Source organism: Frigoribacterium sp. MEB024 (assembly GCF_000878135.1).
GTDB lineage: Bacteria > Actinomycetota > Actinomycetes > Actinomycetales > Microbacteriaceae > Frigoribacterium.
The window spans coordinates 46,133-64,618 of sequence record NZ_JXQZ01000059.1 but is presented as its reverse complement, the minus strand read 5'-3'; the positions used below and the strand labels follow the sequence as shown (position 1 = coordinate 64,618).

Sequence of the window (18,486 nt, the reverse complement as noted above, 5' to 3'; positions counted from 1 at the left end):
TCCTATGAGTGGAGCCCCGACCCGATGAGTGCCGAGCGGCCGGGAGGCGACGTGCTGCACGTCTGGCAGGGCGACGAGCTGACGACGCGCGGGGACGGAGGGTCGGGCGAGGCCGACCCGCGCCTCCTGGTGGCCGACTCGTGGCTGGTCGACGACGGCTCGGCCCTCGCGCTCGACGTACACCGCGACCGGTTCGCCGGCTCGGTCGCCGAGGTGCCCGGGGGGCCCGACGTCGACGAGGTCTCGGCGTTCTGGACGGCGGCCGTCGCGGTGCTGCCCCGGACGGGTGCCTGGTTCCCGCGCGCCGAGCTCGTCACGGGCGACGAAGCCGACGCCGACGGCCAGGCACGGCTGCGGCTGCGGCTGCGCCTCCGGCCCGCTCCCCCGCGCCGCCGCTCGGTCGTCCTCGCGACGGCCGACCGTGACCCCCGCACGCAGCCCACGGTCAAGGGGCCCGACCTCGCAGCCCTCGGGTCGCTCGTGGCCGACGTCCGGTCCCGAGGGGCCGACGAGGCGGTGCTGCTCTCGCCCGAGGGGCACGTCGTCGAGGGCGCCTGGAGCTCGATCGTCTGGTGGCGCGGCGACGCCCTGTGCCTGCCGGCGGACGACCTGCCCCGCCTGCCCGGCGTGACGGTCCGCAGCCTGACGACGCTGGCCGCCGTCCTCGGCGTCGACGTCCTGCACGACCACACCCGGCCGGACGAGCTCGACGGATTCGAGGTCTGGAGCCTCAGCGCACTGCACGGCATCCGCATCGTCACCGGCTGGGTCGACGGCCCGGCCCCGGCCGAGGAACCCGGGCGCCTCGCGCTCTGGCGCGGCCGACTCGACCGCCTGCGACGCCCGGTCGGCACCTGACCGCAGCCCGAGTGCCGCCGCCGACGACGGCGGTCCGACGACCGCGGCGACGTCGAGCCGTCAGGCGTCGCCGTCGAGCCGTCAGGCGTCGCCGTCGAGGGCGACGTCCGGTCCGACCTCGACCTCGCTCAGCAGGCCCCCCTCGATGCGCACGCGACGCGTGACCAGCTCGGCCGGCACCTCCACGTGCGAGATCACGACGACCGTCGAGCCGTCGTCCCGGGCGGTGGAGAGGACGTCGCGCACGAGTCGTCGGGCGGTCTCGGGGTCGAGTCCGGCCGTGGGCTCGTCGAGCACGAGCACCGGGAACCCCCGCAGAAGGGCTCGGGCCAGCGAGATGCGCTGGGCCTGGCCACCCGAGACGAGGACTCCCCGTTCACCCACGGGTGCGTCGAGCCCGCCACGCTCGGCCGCCCAGCGACCCAGCCCGACGCGGTCCAGCACCGCGAGCAGGTCGTCGTCTGTGGCCGTGTCGCGGGCGAAGAGCAGGTTCTGACGCAGGGACTCGTCGAAGAGGTAGGGCGTCTGTTCGATCAGGCCAACCGTGGCCCGGACGGCGGCCGGGGCGAGGGTCGCCGTGTCGACTCCCCCGACCTCGTAGCGACCCGTGTGCTCGACGAACCGGGCCAGCACCGAGGTCAGCGTGGTCTTGCCCGCGCCGCTCGGCCCCTCGACCACGAGGCGGTCGCCCACGGCCACCTCGAGGTCGACGCCGCGGAGAGCGGGGCCGACCGCCCCCGGCCACGTCGCCGAGACGCCGTGCAGACGCAGGGCGGGTGCCGGGGCCGACACGGCGGAGCCGCCCGCGCGGACAGGCTCCACGGGGCCCGGGTCCGCCCCTCCGACGGCCTCGTCGTCGACGACGCCGGCCGGCACCTCGACCGGCACCGCCGATTCGACGCGGTCACCGCTCGCCCGGACGCGACGCCAGGCCAGCACGGCCGTCGGGACGGCTCCGACGACTTCGAAGACGGCGAGGGGCACGAGGGCGACCAACGCGAAGGCCGGGCCGGTCAGCCCTCCCGAGGCAAAGCCGGGCGCGACGACGGGGATCGTCGCGAGCACGGCGGCACCCGACAGCGCCGAGAGCACGGCGGCGACCACGCCCGCGGTCAGGGCACGACGCGAGGAGGCGCGGCGCAGGTCGTCGTCGAGCCCCGCGACCCGGCCGAGCTGGCGGTCCACCGCCTCGAACGCGACGAGCACGTCGAGGTTCTGGACGAGATCGACGACGGCGGCCGAGAGCGCCCCCCGCCGGTCGGCGAGGGTGCGCTCGCTGCGGCGGGCGAGCCGGTCGGCGGCGACGCAACCGACGACGAACGCGACGACGAGTGCACCCGCCAGGACGACCGCCGCGGCCGGGGACACGAGGGCGACGCCGACGACCGCGACGACCGAGGTGAGGCCCGACACCACGAGCGGCTGCACGACCCGCAGGGGCAGGTCTTGAAGGGCGTCGACGTCCCCGACGACGCGCGCCAGCAGGTCGCCGCGGTCGGTGCGGCCGAGGCCCGCCGGGGCCACGCGGATCAGGCGCCGGTACAGCTCGGTGCGGACCACCGCCAGCTGACGGAAGGCCGCGTCGTGGCTCGACAACCGTTCGAGGTAGCGGAAGACCGCCCGGGTCAGGGCGAAGGCGCGGACGCCGACCACGGCGAGCGAGAGGTAGAGGATCGGCGGCTGCTCGGCGGCTCGCGTGATCAGGTACGCCGACGCCGCGAGCAACGCCACCGCCGACAGGGCGCTGAGCGACCCGGAGACGATGCCGGGGGCGGCCCGTCGCCCGGCGGGCTGGGCGGTGCGGAGCAACGAGCGGGTCACGAGAGGCCTCCGATCGGGACGACGACGTCGGCCGCGTCGCTCACGGCGCGGCGGTGCGTGACGACGACCACGGCGACACCCGTGGCAGCGATGCGGCGGAGGCCTTCGACGACCCGGGCCTCGGTGACGCGGTCGAGGGCCGACGAGGGCTCGTCGACCAGCAGGAGGCGCGCCCCGACCCGGTCGAGCCGGTACAGCGCCCGGGCCACCGACACCCGCTGCGCCTGGCCGCCGGACAACCCCTGGCCGCCGGCCCCGAGCACGAGCGCCGGGTCGAGGCCGGCCGCGCCGGCCAGGTCGAGGGCGCGCACGACGGCCTCGGTGTCGGGCTCACCCGCGTCTCCCAGAGCGACGTTCTCGGCGACGGTGCCGGACGACAGCATCGGCGACTGGCCCGACCAGGCGATCTCGTGGCGGGCGGGGGCACGGCCCGACGAGCGCCAGACCACCCGGCCCCCGCACCGTTCCAGACCCAGCACGACGTCGAGCAGGGTGGACTTCCCGGCCCCGCTCGGACCGACGACCGCGGTGACGCGACCCGTCTCGGCGACGAAGGAGGTCTCGGCCAGCCGCACCGCGCCTCCTCGGCTCACCGAGACCCGGTCGACGACGAGTGCGTCGGCCTCGACGGGGGGTTCGGCCCGATCGTCGACGGTCCTCGACCCGGCGGACCCGGTCGGCCCGGTCGGGCCGATCGGCCCGGTCGGCGGGGGCGCGACGTCGCCCGACTCGTCGTCGAGCAGCTCGAAGACGTCCTCCGCCGCCGCGACCCCGTCGGCCGCGGCGTGGTAGTTGGCTCCGACCTGGCGCAGGGGCAGGTAGGCCTCGGGGGTGAGCAGCAGCACGAACAGCCCGGCGGTCAGCCCCATCGATCCCTCGACGAGCCGGATGCCGATCGACACGGCGACGAGCGCGACCGACAACGACGCCGCGAGCTCGAGCACGAAGCCGCTGAGGAACGACACGCGCAGCACCGTGACCGTCTCGACGCGGTAGTCGTCGGTGAGCCGGCCGATCCGCTCGACCTGACGCCGTTCACGACCGAACGCCTTGAGGGTCGACGCCCCGCCCACGGCGTCGGCGAACGACGAGGCGAGGTGCGTCAGGCGGTCCCACTGCCGGTTCTGGGCGGCACGGGTCGTCCACCCGATCAACACCATGAAGACGGGGATCAAGGGCAGCGTCAGCACGACGATGAGGGCCGACAACCAGTCGTGCAGCGCCATGACGACGATCACCAGCGGTGTCGCCAGGGCCGTGAGCACCAGCTGGGGCAGGTAGCGGGCGAAGTACTCGTCGAGAGCGTCGAGGCCCGGGCCGACGAGGGTCGCGACGCGCGCCGAGGAGTGGCGGTCGACCCAGGCGCGCCCCCGGTCGGCGACCGCACGGACCACCCGGGACCGCAGCTGGCTCTTGACCTGCGCCGCGGCCCGCGCGGCCGTCACCTCGAGCGCCCACGCCACGAGCGACCGTGCCGCCACCGAGACGCCGAGCCCCAGCAGGGCGGTCGAGAGCCCGGAGGTGCTCCCCTCGACGACCCGGACCACGGCCGTCGTCGTGAACCAGGCCACGGCGACGATCGCGACCGTCTGCGCGAGGCCGAGCACGGCGCCGAGCCCCAGGAAGACCCGGGCGGCGGAGGCGTAGCGCAGGAGGCGCGGGTCGAGCGGCTTCACGGACGCCGGCTCAGTGCGCGGCCGGGATCGCCGTACGGGTGATCCGTTTGCGGAAGATCCAGTAGGTGAAGCCCTGGTAGCCGAGGATGAGCGGGACGAAGACGAGGGCGACCCAGCTCATGATCGTCAGGGTATAGGTGGAGCTCGAGGCGTTGGCGATCGTGAGGCTGTTCGCCGGGTCGTTGCTCGCCGGCATCACCCCCGGAAAGAGCGCCGCGAACAGGCTCGACACCGCCAGGGCGATCGTGACGGCCATGAGGCCGAAGGACCGCCCCTCACGCCCGCGGAGGTTCGCGACGAACGACGCGATCAGGGTGACGGCGGCCACGGCCGAGAGGGCGACCGACACGAGGGTCCCGTGCATCAGCGAGGTCAGGGCCAGGAAGGCCGCGGCGACGACGATCGTGACGACCCCGGACCGGGTGGCGAGACGCCTGGCCCGACCACGGATCTCGCCCTCGGTCTTGAGCGTGACGAACACCACGCCGTGCGTGAAGAAGAGCAGCAGGGTCGTGAGGCCGCCCAGCAGGGCGTAGGGGTTCAGCAGGTCGAGCAGCGTCCCGGTGTAGTTGTGCCCCTCGTCGAGCGGCACGCCCTGGACGACGTTGGCGAAGACCAGCCCCCAGACGAACGCCGGCACGGCCGAGCCGACGACGATCATGAGGTCGAAGCGGCGCTTCCACGAGGACTCGGGACGCTGGTGGCGGTACTCGAACGAGACGCCCCGCGCGATCAGGGCCAGCAGGATGAGCAGCATCAGGAGGTAGAAGCCGCTGAACAGCGTGGCGTACCACTCGGGGAAGGCCGCGAACAGGAACGCACCGGCGACGATGACCCAGGTCTCGTTGAGGTCCCAGACCGGGCCGATCGTGTTGATCAGCACGCGCCGGTCGGTGTCGTCACGGCCGAGCAAGGGCAGCGACATGCCGACCCCGAAGTCGAAGCCGTCGAGCACGAAGTATCCGACGAAGAAGAACCCGAGGATGACGAACCAGAGGGTGGGGAGGTCCATGGTCAGAGCCTTTCTCGCGTCGGTTCGATGGGGGTCGTGGACATCAGTAGACCGTCGCCTCGTGTCGGATCTCGCCCGACACGGGGTCGGGCTCGGGGGCGTCGGCCGGCCCCTTCTGGGCGGCCCTGACGATGAGCTTGAACTCGACGACCGCGAGCGTGCCGTAGATCAGCGTGAAGGCGACGAGCGAGATGAGCACCGTCAGGCCGGTGACCCCGGGCGAGACGCCGTCCTCGGTCTTGAGCAGCCCGAAGACGAGCCAGGGCTGCCGTCCCATCTCGGTGAAGACCCAGCCGACGATCATGGCGAGGAGGGGCATCGGGTAGCTGAAGACCGCGGCCCGCCACACCCACTTGTTCTGCGGCAGGCGCCCCTTGCGGGTGATCCAGAGGCCGACGAGCGAGACGAGGACGCTGACCATGCCGAGGCCCATCATCCAGCGGAAGGACCAGTAGGTGACCCAGATGATCGGGGTGTAGTCGCCCGGACCGTAGAGCTGCACGTACTGCGCCTGCAGATCGTTGATGCCCTCGACCGTGCCGTCGAACGTGTGCGTCGACAGGAACGACAGCAGGTACGGAACCCTGATGCTGAAGAGCTCGTGCACCCCGTCGGGCGTGCCCAGGGTGAAGATCGAGAACGAGGCGTCGGCACCGGTGCTGGTCTTGTACAGCGCTTCCGCGGCCGCCATCTTCATGGGCTGGGTCTCGACCATGGCGAGACCGAGCTGGTCGCCCGTGATGAAGGTGAGCGCGCCGGCGGCGACCATCGTCCAGAGACCGAACCGCAGGGCCGGCCGCATCGTCTCGAGGTGCTGGTTGCGCGACAGGTGCCAGGCGGCGACCGCGACGATGACCGCGGCCGAGACCATGAAGCAGGCGAAGATCGTGTGCGGGAACGCGGCGAGGGCCACCTTGTTGGTCAGGACCTCCCAGATGCTGGTGAGCTCGGCCCGGCCCTTCTCCTCGTTGATGTCGTAGCCGACCGGATTCTGCATGAAGGCGTTCGCGGCGATGATGAAGTACGCCGAGAGGATGCTGCCGACGGTCGCGCCCCAGATGCTCAGCAGGTGCAGCTTCGGCGGCACCTTGTCCCAGCCGAAGATCCAGATGCCGATGAAGGTCGCCTCGAGGAAGAACGCGAGCAGGCCCTCGAGCGCGAGCGGGGCGCCGAACACGTCACCGACGAATCGCGAGTAGTCGGACCAGTTCATGCCGAACTGGAACTCCTGCACGATGCCGGTCACGACGCCCATGGCGAAGTTGATCAGGAAGATCTTGCCGAAGAACTGGGTCAGCTGCAGGTAGTGGACGCGGCCGGTGCGCACCCATGCCGTCTGGAATACCGCCACCGTGAACGCCATGCCGATCGTGAGGGGCACAAACAGGAAGTGGTAGATCGTGGTGAGCCCGAACTGCCAGCGGGACAACAGCAGCGGGTCGAGCAGCTCGTTCATCGGGATGTGCCTTCTCCCTCGGATGGTGGTGGTGGTCGTGCGTCGCACCGTCGGGACGTGACGAGCATAGATCTGCAGATACGCGACACCTGTCGTTTACGGTACCCGGGCGCCGTGCACTCGCTGTGAATAGGCTCGGGCGGGTGAACGACGTGCTGACGACCCTGCTCGACACGGTGCAGTCCGTCGATCCCGTGCTGAGGACGGTCTTGGCCGGTGTCGCCATGGTGCTCGAGACGTCGGTTCTCCTCGGCCTCGTCGTGCCGGGCGACACGGTGGCGATCGTGTCGGCGACGGCGGTGGCGTCACCGTTCGAGTTCGGGGCACTCGTGGTCGCCCTCGTCCTGGGCGCCCTGGTGGGCGAGAGCGTCGGCTTCGCTCTCGGCCGGTTCTTCGGGCCGAGGATCCGGGCGAGTGCCCTCGGCCGACGCCTCGGCGAGGCGAACTGGGTCCGGGCCGAGAACTACCTCGCCCGACGGGGCGGCATCGCCGTCTTCGTGTCGAGGTTCCTGCCGGTGCTGCACTCGTTGATCCCGTTGACCGTGGGCACGAGCCCGATGCGCTACCGGACGTTCCTCACCTGGACGGCCCCCGCGTGCATCCTCTGGGCGCTCGCCTACGTCTCCGTCGGCGCGGCGGCCGCGGGCAGCTACCGAGAGCTCGCGGACGGCCTGCACCAGGCCGGCTACGTCTTCGTCGGCATCATCGCCGTGTTCGTCCTGCTCGTCGTCGTCGTGAAGAAGGTCCTGCACCGCCGCGAGGAACGCCGCATGGCCCGGCCCGACGGGGACGCGGGCGACGACGCGCCCTGACCCGCGCCTCCTCGTGGTCGCCCGGCGGGCGGGGCCCCGGACGACGAAGGGCCCCGTTCCGCGCACGGAACGGGGCCCTCGACGGGGATGCCTAGCTGTCGAGCAGGCCCTTCTCGGTCAGGTAGTCCTTGGCGATGGTGGCCGAGGACTCCTTGTCGGTCTGGCTCTTCGAGTTGAGCTGCTGCAGGTCGGATGCGCTCAGGACCGCGTCGACGCTGTCGATGACGTCCTGTGCGTCCGAGTCGACCTTGTCGGACACGATCGGGACCACGTTCTGCGGCAGGATCATGTTCTCGGGGTCCTCGAGGGTGACGAGGTCGTTCTCGGTGATCAACGGGCTGGCCGTGTAGATGTCGGCCAGTTGGACGCTGCCGTCGGTGAGGGCCTTGACCGTCAGCGGGCCACCGCCGTCGTCGATGGGGGTCGAGGTGACGTCGACGCCGTAGATGCTCTTCAGGCCGGGAGGGCCGTAGGGGCGTTCGGCGTTCTCGGGCGGAGCACCCAACGTGAGCGTGCCCGAGTAGTTCTTCAGGTCGGCCAGGCTCGTGATGTCGTTCTCCTCGGAGAACTCCTTCGTCACGTTGTAGCTGTCCTGGTCGGACGCCGCAGCGGCCTTCAACGCGGTCAGACCGTCGGGCAGGGCGGCGGCGAGGGCCGTCTCGACCTCTTCGGGCGACTTCGCGGTCTCTTCTTTGTCGTAGTACTGCAGCAGGTTGCCGGTGTACTCGGGGAAGACGTCGATCTTGCCCGACTCGAGCTCGGGCAGGTAGACCTCGCGCTGACCGATCTGGTACTGACGGTCGACCTTGTAGCCCTTGGCCTCGAGCGCCTGGGCGTAGAGCTCGGCGATGATCTCGTTCGAGTAGTACTGCTGCGATCCGATGACGAGCGTGTCGCCGTCGCCCGACGCGGACGAGTCGCCGGAGCTCAGCGGGTCGCTCGACGCGCACCCTGCCAGGGCCACCATGGCCCCGATCGCGACTGCGCCGAGAACGGTGAGCCGGCCCTTCTTGTTCGCTGTGATCACTGTGTGCCTTTCGTGAGGGGTGTTGCCGTGACCGCCCCGGGCCGGACGGCCTTGGAGCGGGTGTCGGAGGGGCGTCCGGCCGTGACCCCGGCAGGGACCACCAGACGCTGGACGATCGAGAAGAGGATCTCGAGGACGACCGCGAGGGCGATGACGACGATCGAGCCGGCCAGCATCTGGGTGTAGTCGTTCGATCGCAGGCCGCGGAAGATGTAGGTGCCGAGGCCCCCGGCCCCGACCACCGTGGCGATGGTCGCCGTGGCCACGACCTGCAGCGTGGCCGAACGGATGCCACCGATCAGGAGGGGCAGCCCGAGGGGCACTTCGACCTTGGTGACGATCTGCCACTCGGTCATGCCGACCGCCCGGGCGGCGTCGATGGTCTTGCGATCCACGGCTTCGAAGCCCGAATAGGCACCGGCCAGGACCGAGGGGATCGCCAGGACGACGAACGCGATCATCGGCGCGGTGATGCCGATCCCCACGAGGAGCGCCAGGAGGAAGACCAACCCGACGGTCGGCAACGCCCGGGCGCCACCGGTCAGGGCGACGGCCAGGGTTCGGCCACGACCCGTGTGCCCGATGAGGTAACCAGCCGGGACTGCGAGGACCGAAGCGATCACCACGGCGACGATCGTGTACCAGAGATGCTCGCCCAACCTGGTCGGGACCCCGTCGGCACCGGAGAGGTGGGCAGGATCGGCGAGCCAGGCGAATGCGTCGAGAAAGAGGTTCACGGTGCCACGACCTTCTGGCGGGCCACGGTGGGCGTGCCCGTCCGTGTCGCGGACCGACCCCTCGTCCAGGGCATGAGAGCGCGTCCGAGCAGCACCAGCAGCCCATCGAGGACCAGGGCCATGACGATCGTGAGAACGATCCCGGCCACGATCTCGGCCATGATGTCGCGCTGCAGGCCGTCGTTGAAGAGCAGCCCGAGTCCGTTGATGCCGAGGATGCCGCCCACGGTCGCGAGGCTGATGGTACTGACCAGGACGACCCGGAGACCGGCGAGCAGCACCGGACCGGCCAGGGGGATCTCGACGCGCCAGAAGCGCTGCCACCCGGAGTATCCGACCGCCGTCGCGGACTGTCTGACGTCAGCTTCGACCGACTGGAGACCGTCGGCGACGGACCGGACCATGAGGGCGATGCCGTAGAGCGTGAGTCCGATGATGAGGTTCGTGTTGCTTCGGATGCTGTAGCCGATCAGACCGGGGAGCACGACGAGTAGCGCGAAAGACGGCACGGCGTAGAACAACCCGGCCACCGCCAGGACGACTCCACGAAGACGGGTGAAGCGATTGGCCGCCCAGCCGATCGGCAGCGAGATGACGAACGCCAGGATGACCGGCGGCACGCTCAGACCCAGGTGCACGATCGTCTTGTCGAGGATGTAGTCGCTGTTGGACCAGATCCAGTTCACGACGTCCGCCCACCTCGGACCGGTTCGGTCAGCACCCCGGCGGTGCGTCCGTCGCCGTCGACCACCACCTGACCGGTCGGGGTCTGTTCGACGTGCAGGGCGCGCTTGCCCCGGTTGGCCCCGATGAACTCGGCGACGAAGTCGGTCGCGGGTGCCGAGAGGATCTCGGCGGGGCTGCCCTGCTGGGCGATCTGGCCACCCTTCTCGAGGATGACGACCTGGTCGCCCAGATAGAAGGCCTCGTCGATGTCGTGCGTGACGAAGACGACGGTCTTGTCGAGTTCGCGCTGCAACCGGATGAGCTCTTGCTGCAGGTCGGACCGGACGAGCGGGTCGACGGCACCGAAGGGCTCGTCCATGAGCAGGATGTTCGGGTCGACGGCGAGGCCGCGGGCGACACCGACGCGCTGTTGCTGCCCGCCGGACAGCTGGCTCGGGTAGCGCTGGGCCAGGTCGCGGTCGAGCCCGACCGTGTCCATCAGCTCGAGAGCGCGATCGCGGGCGACCTTCTTGGACGTGCCCTTGAGGACGGGGACGGTGGCGATGTTGTCGACGACCTTGCGGTGCGGCAGCAGTCCGGAGTTCTGCATGACGTAGCCGATGCTGCGGCGGAGGCCGACGGGCTCGAGGTCGCCGATCGACTTGCCGTCGATCTCGATGACGCCGGACGTCGGGTCGACCATCCGGTTGATCATCCGCAGGATCGTCGTCTTGCCGCAACCGCTCGACCCGACGAAGACCGTGGTCTTGCGGGACGGGATCACGAGGCTGAAGTCGTCGACCGCCAGGGTGCCGTCGGGGTACTGCTTCGTCACGGAGCGGAACTCGATCATGGGTGGCTCATTCCTCGTGGGCAGCACGAATCGACACTTGCCAGGGCGTTCACCCAACCACAGATCTCGACGATGTGTCAGCGACCCCGCCGGGGCCCGCGACACCCGCCGTCACGCGGCCCGCGGGGTCAGCGCGCGTCGACGAGGGGCTCGAGGTAGCCCGCCAGCACGGTGCGGCACTGGCCGACGAAGCGGTCGTCGCCTTCGGCGTCGTCGATGAAGGCACGCGCCAGCAGGGCGTTCGCGATCTCGACGGCCACCTGGAGGCCCAGTTCGAGTTCGTCGGTGCGCGTGACCGCACAGTGGTCGACGAAGACGGCGAGCAACTGCTCGGCCAACGGACTCGTGTACTGGCGCGTCTCGGGCGTGCGCACGTCGGGGGCGTCGGCGAAGCGGATGGACCGGAAGCCGGGCTCGCTGCGGTACATCTCGGCCTTGGCGTCGACGAAGAGGTCGACGGCACGACGCCAGTCGGTGACGGCGTCGTCGGACACGGCCTCGCCGACCCGGACGGTCAGACGCTGGACGGAACGCAGGGCGAGGGCGTCGACGACCGCGATGCGGTCGGGGAAGTAGCGGTAGACCGTGCCGATCGAGGCACCTGCCCGCTCGGCGACCATGGCCGTGGTCAGACGCTCGTAGCCGATCTCGTCGATGATGGCCGCGGCCGCGTCGAGCAGCCCGGTGAGCCGCGCGGAACTGCGAGCCTGGACGGGCTCGTTCCTGAGCAGCGGTGAACCCCCGGGCAATGCGTCATTGACGTCGGTGACGAGCAACGTTTCTCCGTTTCGTGGCGATGCCTCGACGGGGTCGGGCACGGTGCGATGACGTCGGAAGGGGACCGAGGTGTCGGTCACCGGATGTCGGCGGCTGCCACCAGAATGGATCGCATGTGCGGACGATTCGTGATGGCACGCGCCTCGAGCGACCTGGTGGCCCTGTTCGACGTCGATGTATCAGGAGACACTCTCCCAGAGCCTTCCTGGAATATCGCTCCGACTCGGCCGGTGAGTCTCCTCGTCGACGCGGCACCTCGAGGTGACGACGCCGGTGGCCCGCCGGTCCGACGCCTCGCGTCGGCCCGCTGGGGTCTCGTGCCCGGTGGCTCGGCGGGCCCCGACTCCGGTCCCCCGCTGTTCAACGCACGATCCGAGTCGGCCGCCGAGAAACCCTCGTTCCGCGACGCCGTGGTCTCGCGCCGTGGCCTGGTCCCGGCCACGGGCTGGTACGAGTGGCAGACCCTGCCCGACGGCTCGAAGCGCCCCGTCCTCGTGCGGCTGCCCGACGACGAGGTGGTCCTCTTCGGTGCGCTCTACGAGTGGTGGCGCGACCCGTCGGCCGAGGTCGGCGCCCCGTCTCGATGGCTGCTGTCGACGACCGTGCTGACCCGCGCCTCCTCGGGTCCGGTGTCCGAGGTGCACGACCGCATGCCGGTGCTCGTCGGCACCGACGTCATGGACGACTGGCTCGACCCCGAGACCGAGGGCGACGACGACCTGGTGCAGGGCATCGCGGGCCTCAGCGACGAGATCGCCGAGCGCCTGCTGCACCACGAGGTCGGCCCCGAGGTCGGTTCGTCGTCGGTCGACCACCCCGGTCTGCTCGCTCCCGTCGACTGACCCGCCCGTTCGACGACCCGTCGTGCGAGACTGAGCGGATGCCCGACACCCGCAAGGCACCGCCCGCCGCCGTCGAGCCCTTCCTGCACCGAGCGGCCCGCATCGAGAACTCGGTCCACCGCTTCCGCGAGAAGCGGGCTCGGCGTCGGGGACTCCTCCCCACGGTCGTGCCGTACACCGGCTACGGCGCTCCGGGATGGGCCCGGGTTCTGTCGCGCGTCCTGCTCACCCGCACGGGCACGCTGTCGGGCGTCGATCACCTCAACGTCCGGGGGTGGCGCAGCTTCACGAGCGTGCCCGTCGAGAAGGCCCTGGTCGAGATCTCGCTCGGCGGTCGCGTCCAGCGCGTCCAGGCCGACCGCGGCGGCGTGCTCGACGCTCGCATCGCCGTCGACCTCGAACCCGGCTGGCACGTCGCGACCCTCACCACCGAGGGGTCGGTGCCGGTCGAGGCGCCGATCTTCGTCATCGATCCGGAGGCGCGGTTCGGCATCGTCTCGGACATCGACGACACCGTGATGGTCACCTCGTTGCCCCGGCCGCTGCTCGCCGCCTGGAACACCTTCGTCCTGAACGAGCACGCCCGGCGTCCCGTGCCCGGCATGGCCGTGCTCTACGAACGCCTGAACGCGGCGAACCCCGGGTGCCCCGTCATCTACCTGTCGACGGGGGCCTGGAACGTGGCGCCGACGTTGTCCCGCTTCCTGTCCCGAAACCTGTACCCGAGCGGCGCGCTGCTGTTGACCGACTGGGGCCCCACCCACGACCGGATCTTCCGCAGCGGACGCCAGCACAAACAGGAGTCCCTGCGCCGTCTCGCCGACGAGTTCCCCGAGCTCAAGTGGCTGCTCGTCGGCGACGACGGGCAGCACGACGAAGAACTGTACGGGACGTTCCTGCACGACCACCCCGAGAACGTCGCCGCCGTGGCCATCCGCCAGCTGTCGCCCAGCGAGGCCGTGCTGGCCGGAGGCCGGTCACGGTCGGAGCACGCCGAGGGCAGCGACGTGGTCTGGGTGTCGGCACCCGACGGCGCCGGCCTGTGGGAGCAACTCCTCGACAACGGCGTGATCGACTGACCCTGGCCGTTCGTGATGTTCTCGGAATAGTGGGATAGTCCTTTCTTCTGGGTGGAAATCGCTGTTATCGTGGTTCATCCCATGATTGGAGCATCGTGTTCGACGACGATCAGACACCCTCCGCGAGCGCACCCCCGCTCGTCTCGACCGACGAGCGTGAACGCCAGGTCGGCGAACAGGTCCGTCGCCTGAGGCTCGACCAGGGGCTCGACCAGCTCGAGCTCGCTCGACGGGCCGACCTGTCACCCAGCACGGTGCAATCACTCGAGGCCGGGAGGGGCAGCACCTTGCGCTCGCTCGTCCGCGTCCTGCGGGCTCTGGGTGCCGACGACGCCCTCGGGAGCATCGCCCCGGCGAGCGCCGTCAGCCCGCTCGACGTGTTGAGGTCGTCGGGCGACGAGCCGCGACGTCGGGTGTACCGCCCACGAGGCGCACGATCGTCGGGCGACGGCTCGTGAGCTGGGTCCCGGTCCGGGCCGTCGAGGTGACGGCATGGGGCCTGCGGGTGGGGGCCGTGGCGCTCGACCCGGGGCTCGGGGCGTACGTCTTCGAGTACTACCCGGACTGGGTGGCTCGAGGCATCGAGCTGGCGCCGCTGACGATGCCGGTCCGCACGCGGCGGCACGTCTTCCCGCAGCTGCCCGAGGCGACGTTCCACCGGCTTCCTGCCGTGCTGGCGGACGCGATGCCGGACGACTTCGGCAACGCGGTGATCGACGCCTGGTTGGTGCGGCAGGGGGTGTCGCGGCAGCAGGTGAGTCCCCTGGACCGATTGGCGTACATGGCGGACCGGGCCATGGGGGCGTTGGAGTTCCGGCCGTCGAGGGGACCGCGTCAACGGACGACGAGTGCGCTCGAGTTGAGCGCGCTGGTCGAGGGGGCACGCAGCGTGCTGGACGCCAGCTTCAGCGACGACCACGGGACCGAGTCGGCCATCCGGTCCTTGATCCAGGTGGGGACGTCGGCGGGTGGGGCGCGGGCGAAGGCGGTGGTCGCGTGGAACCGTGGGACGGGTGAGATCCGGTCGGGTCAGCTCGCGGCGCCGGACGGGTTCGAGCACTGGTTGATCAAGTTGGACGGGTTGGGCCCGGACTCCGAGTTGGGGTCGGGCGGCCTCGCCGGTCGGGTCGAGTACGCGTACTCGCTGATGGCGGGGGCGGCGGGGATCGACATGGCCGAGTGCCGGCTGCTCGACGAGAACGGGCGTTCGCACTTCATGACGCGTCGGTTCGACCGTCGGGTCGAGGGCAAGGCGCACGTCCTGACGCTGTGCGGGGCGGCCCATCTCGACTTCCGGCAGCGGCAGGCGCACGACTACGGGCAGCTGTTCGACGTGGTGCGTCGCCTGGGACTGGGCGACGAGGCGATGGCGCAGGCGTTCCGCAGGATGGTCTTCAACGTGCTGGCGGCCAACAACGACGACCACACGAAGAACTCGTCGTTCCTGTTGGCGGGGCCCGAGGCGTCGTGGGGACTGTCGCCCGCGTACGACGTGACGTTCGCGCACAACCCGACCGGGCGGTGGACGTACCAGCACCTCATGGGGGTGGACGGCGTCTACCGCGACGTCTCGCGGGCCGACGTGATGCGCCTGGCCGATCGCTTCCTGGTGCGGGACGCGTCGGGCATCGTCGACGAGGTGCGTGACGCGGTGCGGAGGTGGCGGTCGTTCGCGGACGAGGCGGGACTGCCCCGTGAGGCCGTCACCCACGTCGAGGAGGCGCTGCCCGGCTGGTGAGGCCGCGTGCGACCCCGGCACCTCGGCTTCCGCCCACAGAGGGGGTGGCCGATGTCGGTGGGGGTTCGTAGACTCCGTTCGAACACACATTCGAACGAGAGGTCGGCAGATGAGGGTGGACGAGAAGGTCCCGGTCGAGACGACCGCCGACGGGGCGCCCCTGCGCTTCGAGTGGCGGGGGGTCGTGTACGGCGTCGTCAGCTCGCCCGAGCTCTGGGTCACGCGCACCGACTGGTGGCGGTCGGCGACCCGGGCGCCGCGCGGGTCGAGCGCCCACCTGCTCGAGATGACGGTCTGGCGGGTCGACGCGGTGCCGCTCACCGACGGCGCCCACCGGGTGGACGGCACCTTCGACCTGGCGCTCGACGGCCGGGGCGACTCGTGGTTGCTGCTCGGGGTGTTCGACGACCGGGTCGAGCAACAGCTCTTCGCCTGACCCCCGGGCGTCCGTCGGACGACGACGGCCGTGAGCCGTGTGACGTCGGGAATTCCCCCCGTGCCACACTCGTTGCAGCACCAGGCGCCCCGCGCCTCGGGGACGCCGTGGTCCCGCACCACCCGCCTCCCCGACCGAAGAGAGCCTCTCGATGAATCCGTTGCTGTGGTTGTTCGACGCCCAGTTGCACATCGGCGACCAGACGATCCTCTGGCGCGAGGTGGTGGGCAACGTCTTCGGTCTGCTCAGCGCCCTCGGCGGCATGCGACGCAAGGTCTGGGCCTGGCCGATCGGCATCGTGGGCAACGCGCTGCTGTTCACCGTCTTCCTCGGCGCGGTGTTCGACACCCCGAACCCGGTGAACCTGCTCGGGCAGGCCGCACGCCAGGTGATGTTCATCGTCGTGTCGATCTACGGCTGGTACCGCTGGAAGCACGCCGGCGACACCGGCGGAGTGGCCGTCGAGCCCCGCTGGGCGGGGTGGAAGAACCGGGTGCTGATCGTCGTCGGCCTGGTCGGCGGCACCGCCCTGCTGACTCCCGTCTTCCGTCTGCTGGGGTCGTACGAGCCCGTCTGGGCCGACGCCTGGATCTTCACGGGGTCGCTCCTCGCCACCTACGGCATGGCCAAGGGCTGGGTCGAGTTCTGGCTGATCTGGGTCGCGGTCGACCTCGTCGGCACTCCCCTGCTGTTCAGTGCCGGCTACTACGCCTCGGCGTTCATGTACGTCTTCTACGGCGCGTTCACCCTCGCGGGGTTCGTCGTCTGGGCTCGCACCCGGCGACAGAAGCCCAAGGTCGAGACGCTCTGGCCCGATCCGACGCTGCAACGCTGACGCCGGCAACGCCGCCCCCAGCCGAGGCCGCACTGGTTTGATGAGCGCATGCCCCTGCCCATCGAGAACTACGCGCTGATCGGCGACCTGCACACCGGATGCCTCGTGGGCTCCGACGGCAGCATCGACTGGCTCTGCCTCCCCCGCTTCGACTCCGCCTCGACGTTCGGCGCCCTGCTCGGCGACCACGACGCCGGCCGGTGGCTCGTGGCCCCCTCCGACGCCGACGCCACCTCGACCCGCCGCTACGTCGACGACACCTTCGTGCTCGTCACCCGCTGGACGACGCCCACCGGCGTGGTCGAGGTCACCGACCTCATGCCCTACGGCGATCGGCGGGCCGACGTCGTCCGCCGGGTGACCGGCGTCTCGGGCACCGTCTCGATGCACGTCGACCTCGCGATCCGCTTCGGCTACGGGACCGCCCTCCCCTGGGTGCGGCAGATCCCCGAGGGCGACGAGACGGCACTCGTCGCCACGGCCGGGCCCGACGCCGTCGTTGTCCGCGGCCCCCGACTGACGGCCACCGACCACACGCACGAGGCGACGTTCGACGTATCCCCCGGCGAGACGGTCGACCTCAGCCTCACCTGGTACCCGTCCCATCGCGAACCGCCGGCGCCCCTCGACGTGCCGGCCGGCATCGACGAGACCGTCGCCTGGTGGCAGGAGTGGGCATCACGCTGCTCGGCCCCCGAGGCCTACGCCCCCGAGGTGCACCGGTCGCTCCTGATCCTCCGAGCCCTCACCAACGAGGACACCGGCGGCATCGTCGCCGCGGCGACCACGAGCCTGCCCGAACAGTTCGGCGGCTCGCGCAACTGGGACTACCGCTACGTGTGGCTGCGCGACGCGTCGATGACGCTGCAGGCGCTCATCCTGCACGGCTACGCCGAGGAGGCCGACCGGTGGCGCGGCTGGCTGCTGCGCGCCATCGCCGGCGACCCCGCGGACGTGCAGATCATGTACGGCCTGGCCGGCGAACGGTACCTGCACGAGAGCGAGCTCGGGCATCTGCCCGGTTACGACGGGGCCTCACCGGTGCGCATCGGGAACGCCGCGTACGAGCAGTACCAGGGCGACATCTTCGGCGAGGTGATGGTGGCCCTGCACGAAGCCCGCCTGCTCGGCGTCGAGGAGAGCGAGTACTCGTGGCCCCTGCAGCGTGCCCTCATGCAGTACGTCGAGGACAACTGGGCCCGGCCCGACAACGGCATCTGGGAGATCCGCGGCGAGTTGCAGCACTTCACCCACTCGAGGGTGATGATCTGGGCCGCTCTCGACCGGGCCATCAAGGGCATCGAGCAGTTCGGCCTCGACGGCCCCGTGGACCGGTGGCGCCGACTGCGTGACGAGGTCCGCACCGAGATCGAGACACGAGGCTGGAACGCCGACCGCGCCTCCTTCACCCAGCACTACGGCACGACCGAGGTCGACGCGTCCCTGCTGCAGCTGCCGCAGGTCGGCTTCGTCGCCGCCGACGACCCCCGGATGCTCGGCACCGTCGCCGCCATCGAGCACGACCTGCTGCAGGACGGTCTGCTCAGGCGTTACCGCACCGAGAGCGGCATCGACGGCCTGGACGGGGCGGAGAACCCGTTCTTGACCTGTTCGTTCTGGCTGGCCGAGCAGTACGCCGCCTCGGGGCGCGTCGACGACGCCGTCACCCTGATGGACCGGCTGGTCGGCTACTGCAACGACGTCGGGATGCTCTCCGAGGAGATCGAGGTCGCGACGGGACGCCACGTCGGCAACACCCCGCAGGCGCTGTCGCACCTGGCGCTGGTGCGCGCGGCGGACGCGATCGGGAAGGCGCACGACCGCGGGTGACCCGACCCGCGCCTCCTCGGCTGCCGGACGC

17 protein-coding genes and 1 pseudogene are annotated in these 18,486 nt (G+C 70.8%); 9 read left to right on the top strand and 9 right to left on the bottom strand.

The genetic code is table 11. The features are described from left to right. The first annotated feature begins 24 nt into the window (after positions 1 to 24). Positions 25 to 858 carry an aminotransferase class IV gene (locus SZ60_RS11880; RefSeq protein WP_043596183.1) on the top strand — a complete coding sequence of 278 codons (834 nt, stop codon included), beginning with the start codon at positions 25 to 27 and terminating at the stop codon, positions 856 to 858. An 81-nt stretch (positions 859 to 939) separates the two neighbouring features. On the opposite strand, the gene cydC is transcribed toward SZ60_RS11880, so the two are convergent. Genes cydC through SZ60_RS11860 form a run of 4 tightly spaced genes read right to left on the bottom strand, consistent with a single transcriptional unit; the run spans position 940 to position 6,823 of the window. Further along, the gene (cydC, locus tag SZ60_RS11875) at positions 940 to 2,679 is read right to left on the bottom strand and encodes a thiol reductant ABC exporter subunit CydC (RefSeq protein WP_043596181.1); all 1,740 of its coding nucleotides are present in this window, start codon (positions 2,677 to 2,679) and stop codon (positions 940 to 942) included. Then, the gene (cydD, locus tag SZ60_RS11870; protein WP_043596179.1) at positions 2,676 to 4,355 is read right to left on the bottom strand and encodes a thiol reductant ABC exporter subunit CydD; all 1,680 of its coding nucleotides are present in this window, start codon (positions 4,353 to 4,355) and stop codon (positions 2,676 to 2,678) included. The genes cydC and cydD overlap by 4 nt, the downstream gene beginning before the upstream one ends. Positions 4,356 to 4,365: 10 nt before the next feature. Continuing rightward, positions 4,366 to 5,367 (bottom strand): cytochrome d ubiquinol oxidase subunit II, encoded by a 1,002-nt coding sequence (cydB, locus tag SZ60_RS11865; RefSeq protein WP_043596177.1) that lies wholly within the window; start codon positions 5,365 to 5,367, stop codon positions 4,366 to 4,368. A gap of 43 nt (positions 5,368 to 5,410) precedes the next feature. Further along, positions 5,411 to 6,823, bottom strand: a complete 1,413-nt coding sequence (locus SZ60_RS11860) for a cytochrome ubiquinol oxidase subunit I (RefSeq protein ID WP_043596176.1) — start codon at positions 6,821 to 6,823, stop codon at positions 5,411 to 5,413. 143 nt (positions 6,824 to 6,966) lie between these two features. On the opposite strand from SZ60_RS11860, the gene SZ60_RS11855 reads away from it, so the two are divergent. After that, complete coding sequence (locus SZ60_RS11855; protein ID WP_043596174.1) at positions 6,967 to 7,635, top strand: DedA family protein; 669 nt, start codon at positions 6,967 to 6,969, stop codon at positions 7,633 to 7,635. Between the two features lie 91 nt (positions 7,636 to 7,726). Here SZ60_RS11855 and SZ60_RS11850 read toward each other — a convergent pair whose 3' ends face one another. From SZ60_RS11850 to SZ60_RS11830, 5 genes are all read right to left on the bottom strand, one after another. Next, positions 7,727 to 8,662: an ABC transporter substrate-binding protein gene (locus SZ60_RS11850; protein ID WP_231567138.1), complete on the bottom strand. Its 936-nt coding sequence runs from the start codon at positions 8,660 to 8,662 to the stop codon at positions 7,727 to 7,729. Beyond that, a complete protein-coding gene (locus SZ60_RS11845) occupies positions 8,659 to 9,399 on the bottom strand; it encodes an ABC transporter permease (protein WP_043596172.1) in 741 nt (246 codons plus the stop codon). Before SZ60_RS11845 ends, SZ60_RS11850 begins: the two co-directional genes overlap by 4 nt. After that, positions 9,396 to 10,085: an ABC transporter permease gene (locus SZ60_RS11840; RefSeq protein WP_043596171.1), complete on the bottom strand. Its 690-nt coding sequence runs from the start codon at positions 10,083 to 10,085 to the stop codon at positions 9,396 to 9,398. The genes SZ60_RS11845 and SZ60_RS11840 overlap by 4 nt, the downstream gene beginning before the upstream one ends. After that, complete coding sequence (locus SZ60_RS11835; protein WP_043596169.1) at positions 10,082 to 10,918, bottom strand: ABC transporter ATP-binding protein; 837 nt, start codon at positions 10,916 to 10,918, stop codon at positions 10,082 to 10,084. Before SZ60_RS11835 ends, SZ60_RS11840 begins: the two co-directional genes overlap by 4 nt. A 128-nt stretch (positions 10,919 to 11,046) precedes the next feature. Next, positions 11,047 to 11,694 (bottom strand): TetR/AcrR family transcriptional regulator, encoded by a 648-nt coding sequence (locus SZ60_RS11830; protein ID WP_043596207.1) that lies wholly within the window; start codon positions 11,692 to 11,694, stop codon positions 11,047 to 11,049. A 48-nt stretch (positions 11,695 to 11,742) separates the two neighbouring features. On the opposite strand from SZ60_RS11830, the gene SZ60_RS11825 reads away from it, so the two are divergent. The 7 genes and pseudogenes from SZ60_RS11825 to SZ60_RS11795 form a co-directional block, all read left to right on the top strand. Continuing rightward, positions 11,743 to 12,537: an SOS response-associated peptidase gene (locus SZ60_RS11825; RefSeq protein WP_082060105.1), complete on the top strand. Its 795-nt coding sequence runs from the start codon at positions 11,743 to 11,745 to the stop codon at positions 12,535 to 12,537. Between the two features lie 38 nt (positions 12,538 to 12,575). Continuing rightward, complete coding sequence (locus SZ60_RS11820; protein ID WP_043596166.1) at positions 12,576 to 13,616, top strand: App1 family protein; 1,041 nt, start codon at positions 12,576 to 12,578, stop codon at positions 13,614 to 13,616. Between the two features lie 95 nt (positions 13,617 to 13,711). Beyond that, the gene (locus SZ60_RS11815; protein WP_043596164.1) at positions 13,712 to 14,074 is read left to right on the top strand and encodes a helix-turn-helix domain-containing protein; all 363 of its coding nucleotides are present in this window, start codon (positions 13,712 to 13,714) and stop codon (positions 14,072 to 14,074) included. Further along, positions 14,071 to 15,354 (top strand): type II toxin-antitoxin system HipA family toxin, encoded by a 1,284-nt coding sequence (locus SZ60_RS11810; protein ID WP_043596162.1) that lies wholly within the window; start codon positions 14,071 to 14,073, stop codon positions 15,352 to 15,354. The genes SZ60_RS11815 and SZ60_RS11810 overlap by 4 nt, the downstream gene beginning before the upstream one ends. Before the next feature lie 109 nt (positions 15,355 to 15,463). Then, positions 15,464 to 15,790: a DUF6504 family protein gene (locus tag SZ60_RS11805; RefSeq protein ID WP_043596160.1), complete on the top strand. Its 327-nt coding sequence runs from the start codon at positions 15,464 to 15,466 to the stop codon at positions 15,788 to 15,790. A gap of 151 nt (positions 15,791 to 15,941) precedes the next feature. Beyond that, the gene (gene pnuC / locus SZ60_RS11800; RefSeq protein ID WP_043596159.1) at positions 15,942 to 16,625 is read left to right on the top strand and encodes a nicotinamide riboside transporter PnuC; all 684 of its coding nucleotides are present in this window, start codon (positions 15,942 to 15,944) and stop codon (positions 16,623 to 16,625) included. A 36-nt stretch (positions 16,626 to 16,661) separates the two neighbouring features. After that, a pseudogene (locus tag SZ60_RS11795) lies at positions 16,662 to 18,455 on the top strand (glycoside hydrolase family 15 protein); the annotation flags it as partial. Positions 18,456 to 18,486 lie beyond the last annotated feature (31 nt).

Excerpts from the sequence above, each read along its gene's own strand:
- SZ60_RS11880 (WP_043596183.1), top strand. The coding sequence starts at position 25 with ATGAGTGCCGAGCGGCCGGGAGGCGACGTGCTGCACGTCTGGCAGGGC.
- cydB (WP_043596177.1), bottom strand. The coding sequence starts at position 5,367 with ATGGACCTCCCCACCCTCTGGTTCGTCATCCTCGGGTTCTTCTTCGTC.
- SZ60_RS11860 (WP_043596176.1), bottom strand. The coding sequence starts at position 6,823 with ATGAACGAGCTGCTCGACCCGCTGCTGTTGTCCCGCTGGCAGTTCGGG.
- SZ60_RS11835 (WP_043596169.1), bottom strand. The coding sequence starts at position 10,918 with ATGATCGAGTTCCGCTCCGTGACGAAGCAGTACCCCGACGGCACCCTG.
- SZ60_RS11825 (WP_082060105.1), top strand. The coding sequence starts at position 11,743 with ATGACGTCGGAAGGGGACCGAGGTGTCGGTCACCGGATGTCGGCGGCT.
- SZ60_RS11820 (WP_043596166.1), top strand. The coding sequence starts at position 12,576 with ATGCCCGACACCCGCAAGGCACCGCCCGCCGCCGTCGAGCCCTTCCTG.
- SZ60_RS11805 (WP_043596160.1), top strand. The coding sequence starts at position 15,464 with ATGAGGGTGGACGAGAAGGTCCCGGTCGAGACGACCGCCGACGGGGCG.
- pnuC (WP_043596159.1), top strand. The coding sequence starts at position 15,942 with ATGAATCCGTTGCTGTGGTTGTTCGACGCCCAGTTGCACATCGGCGAC.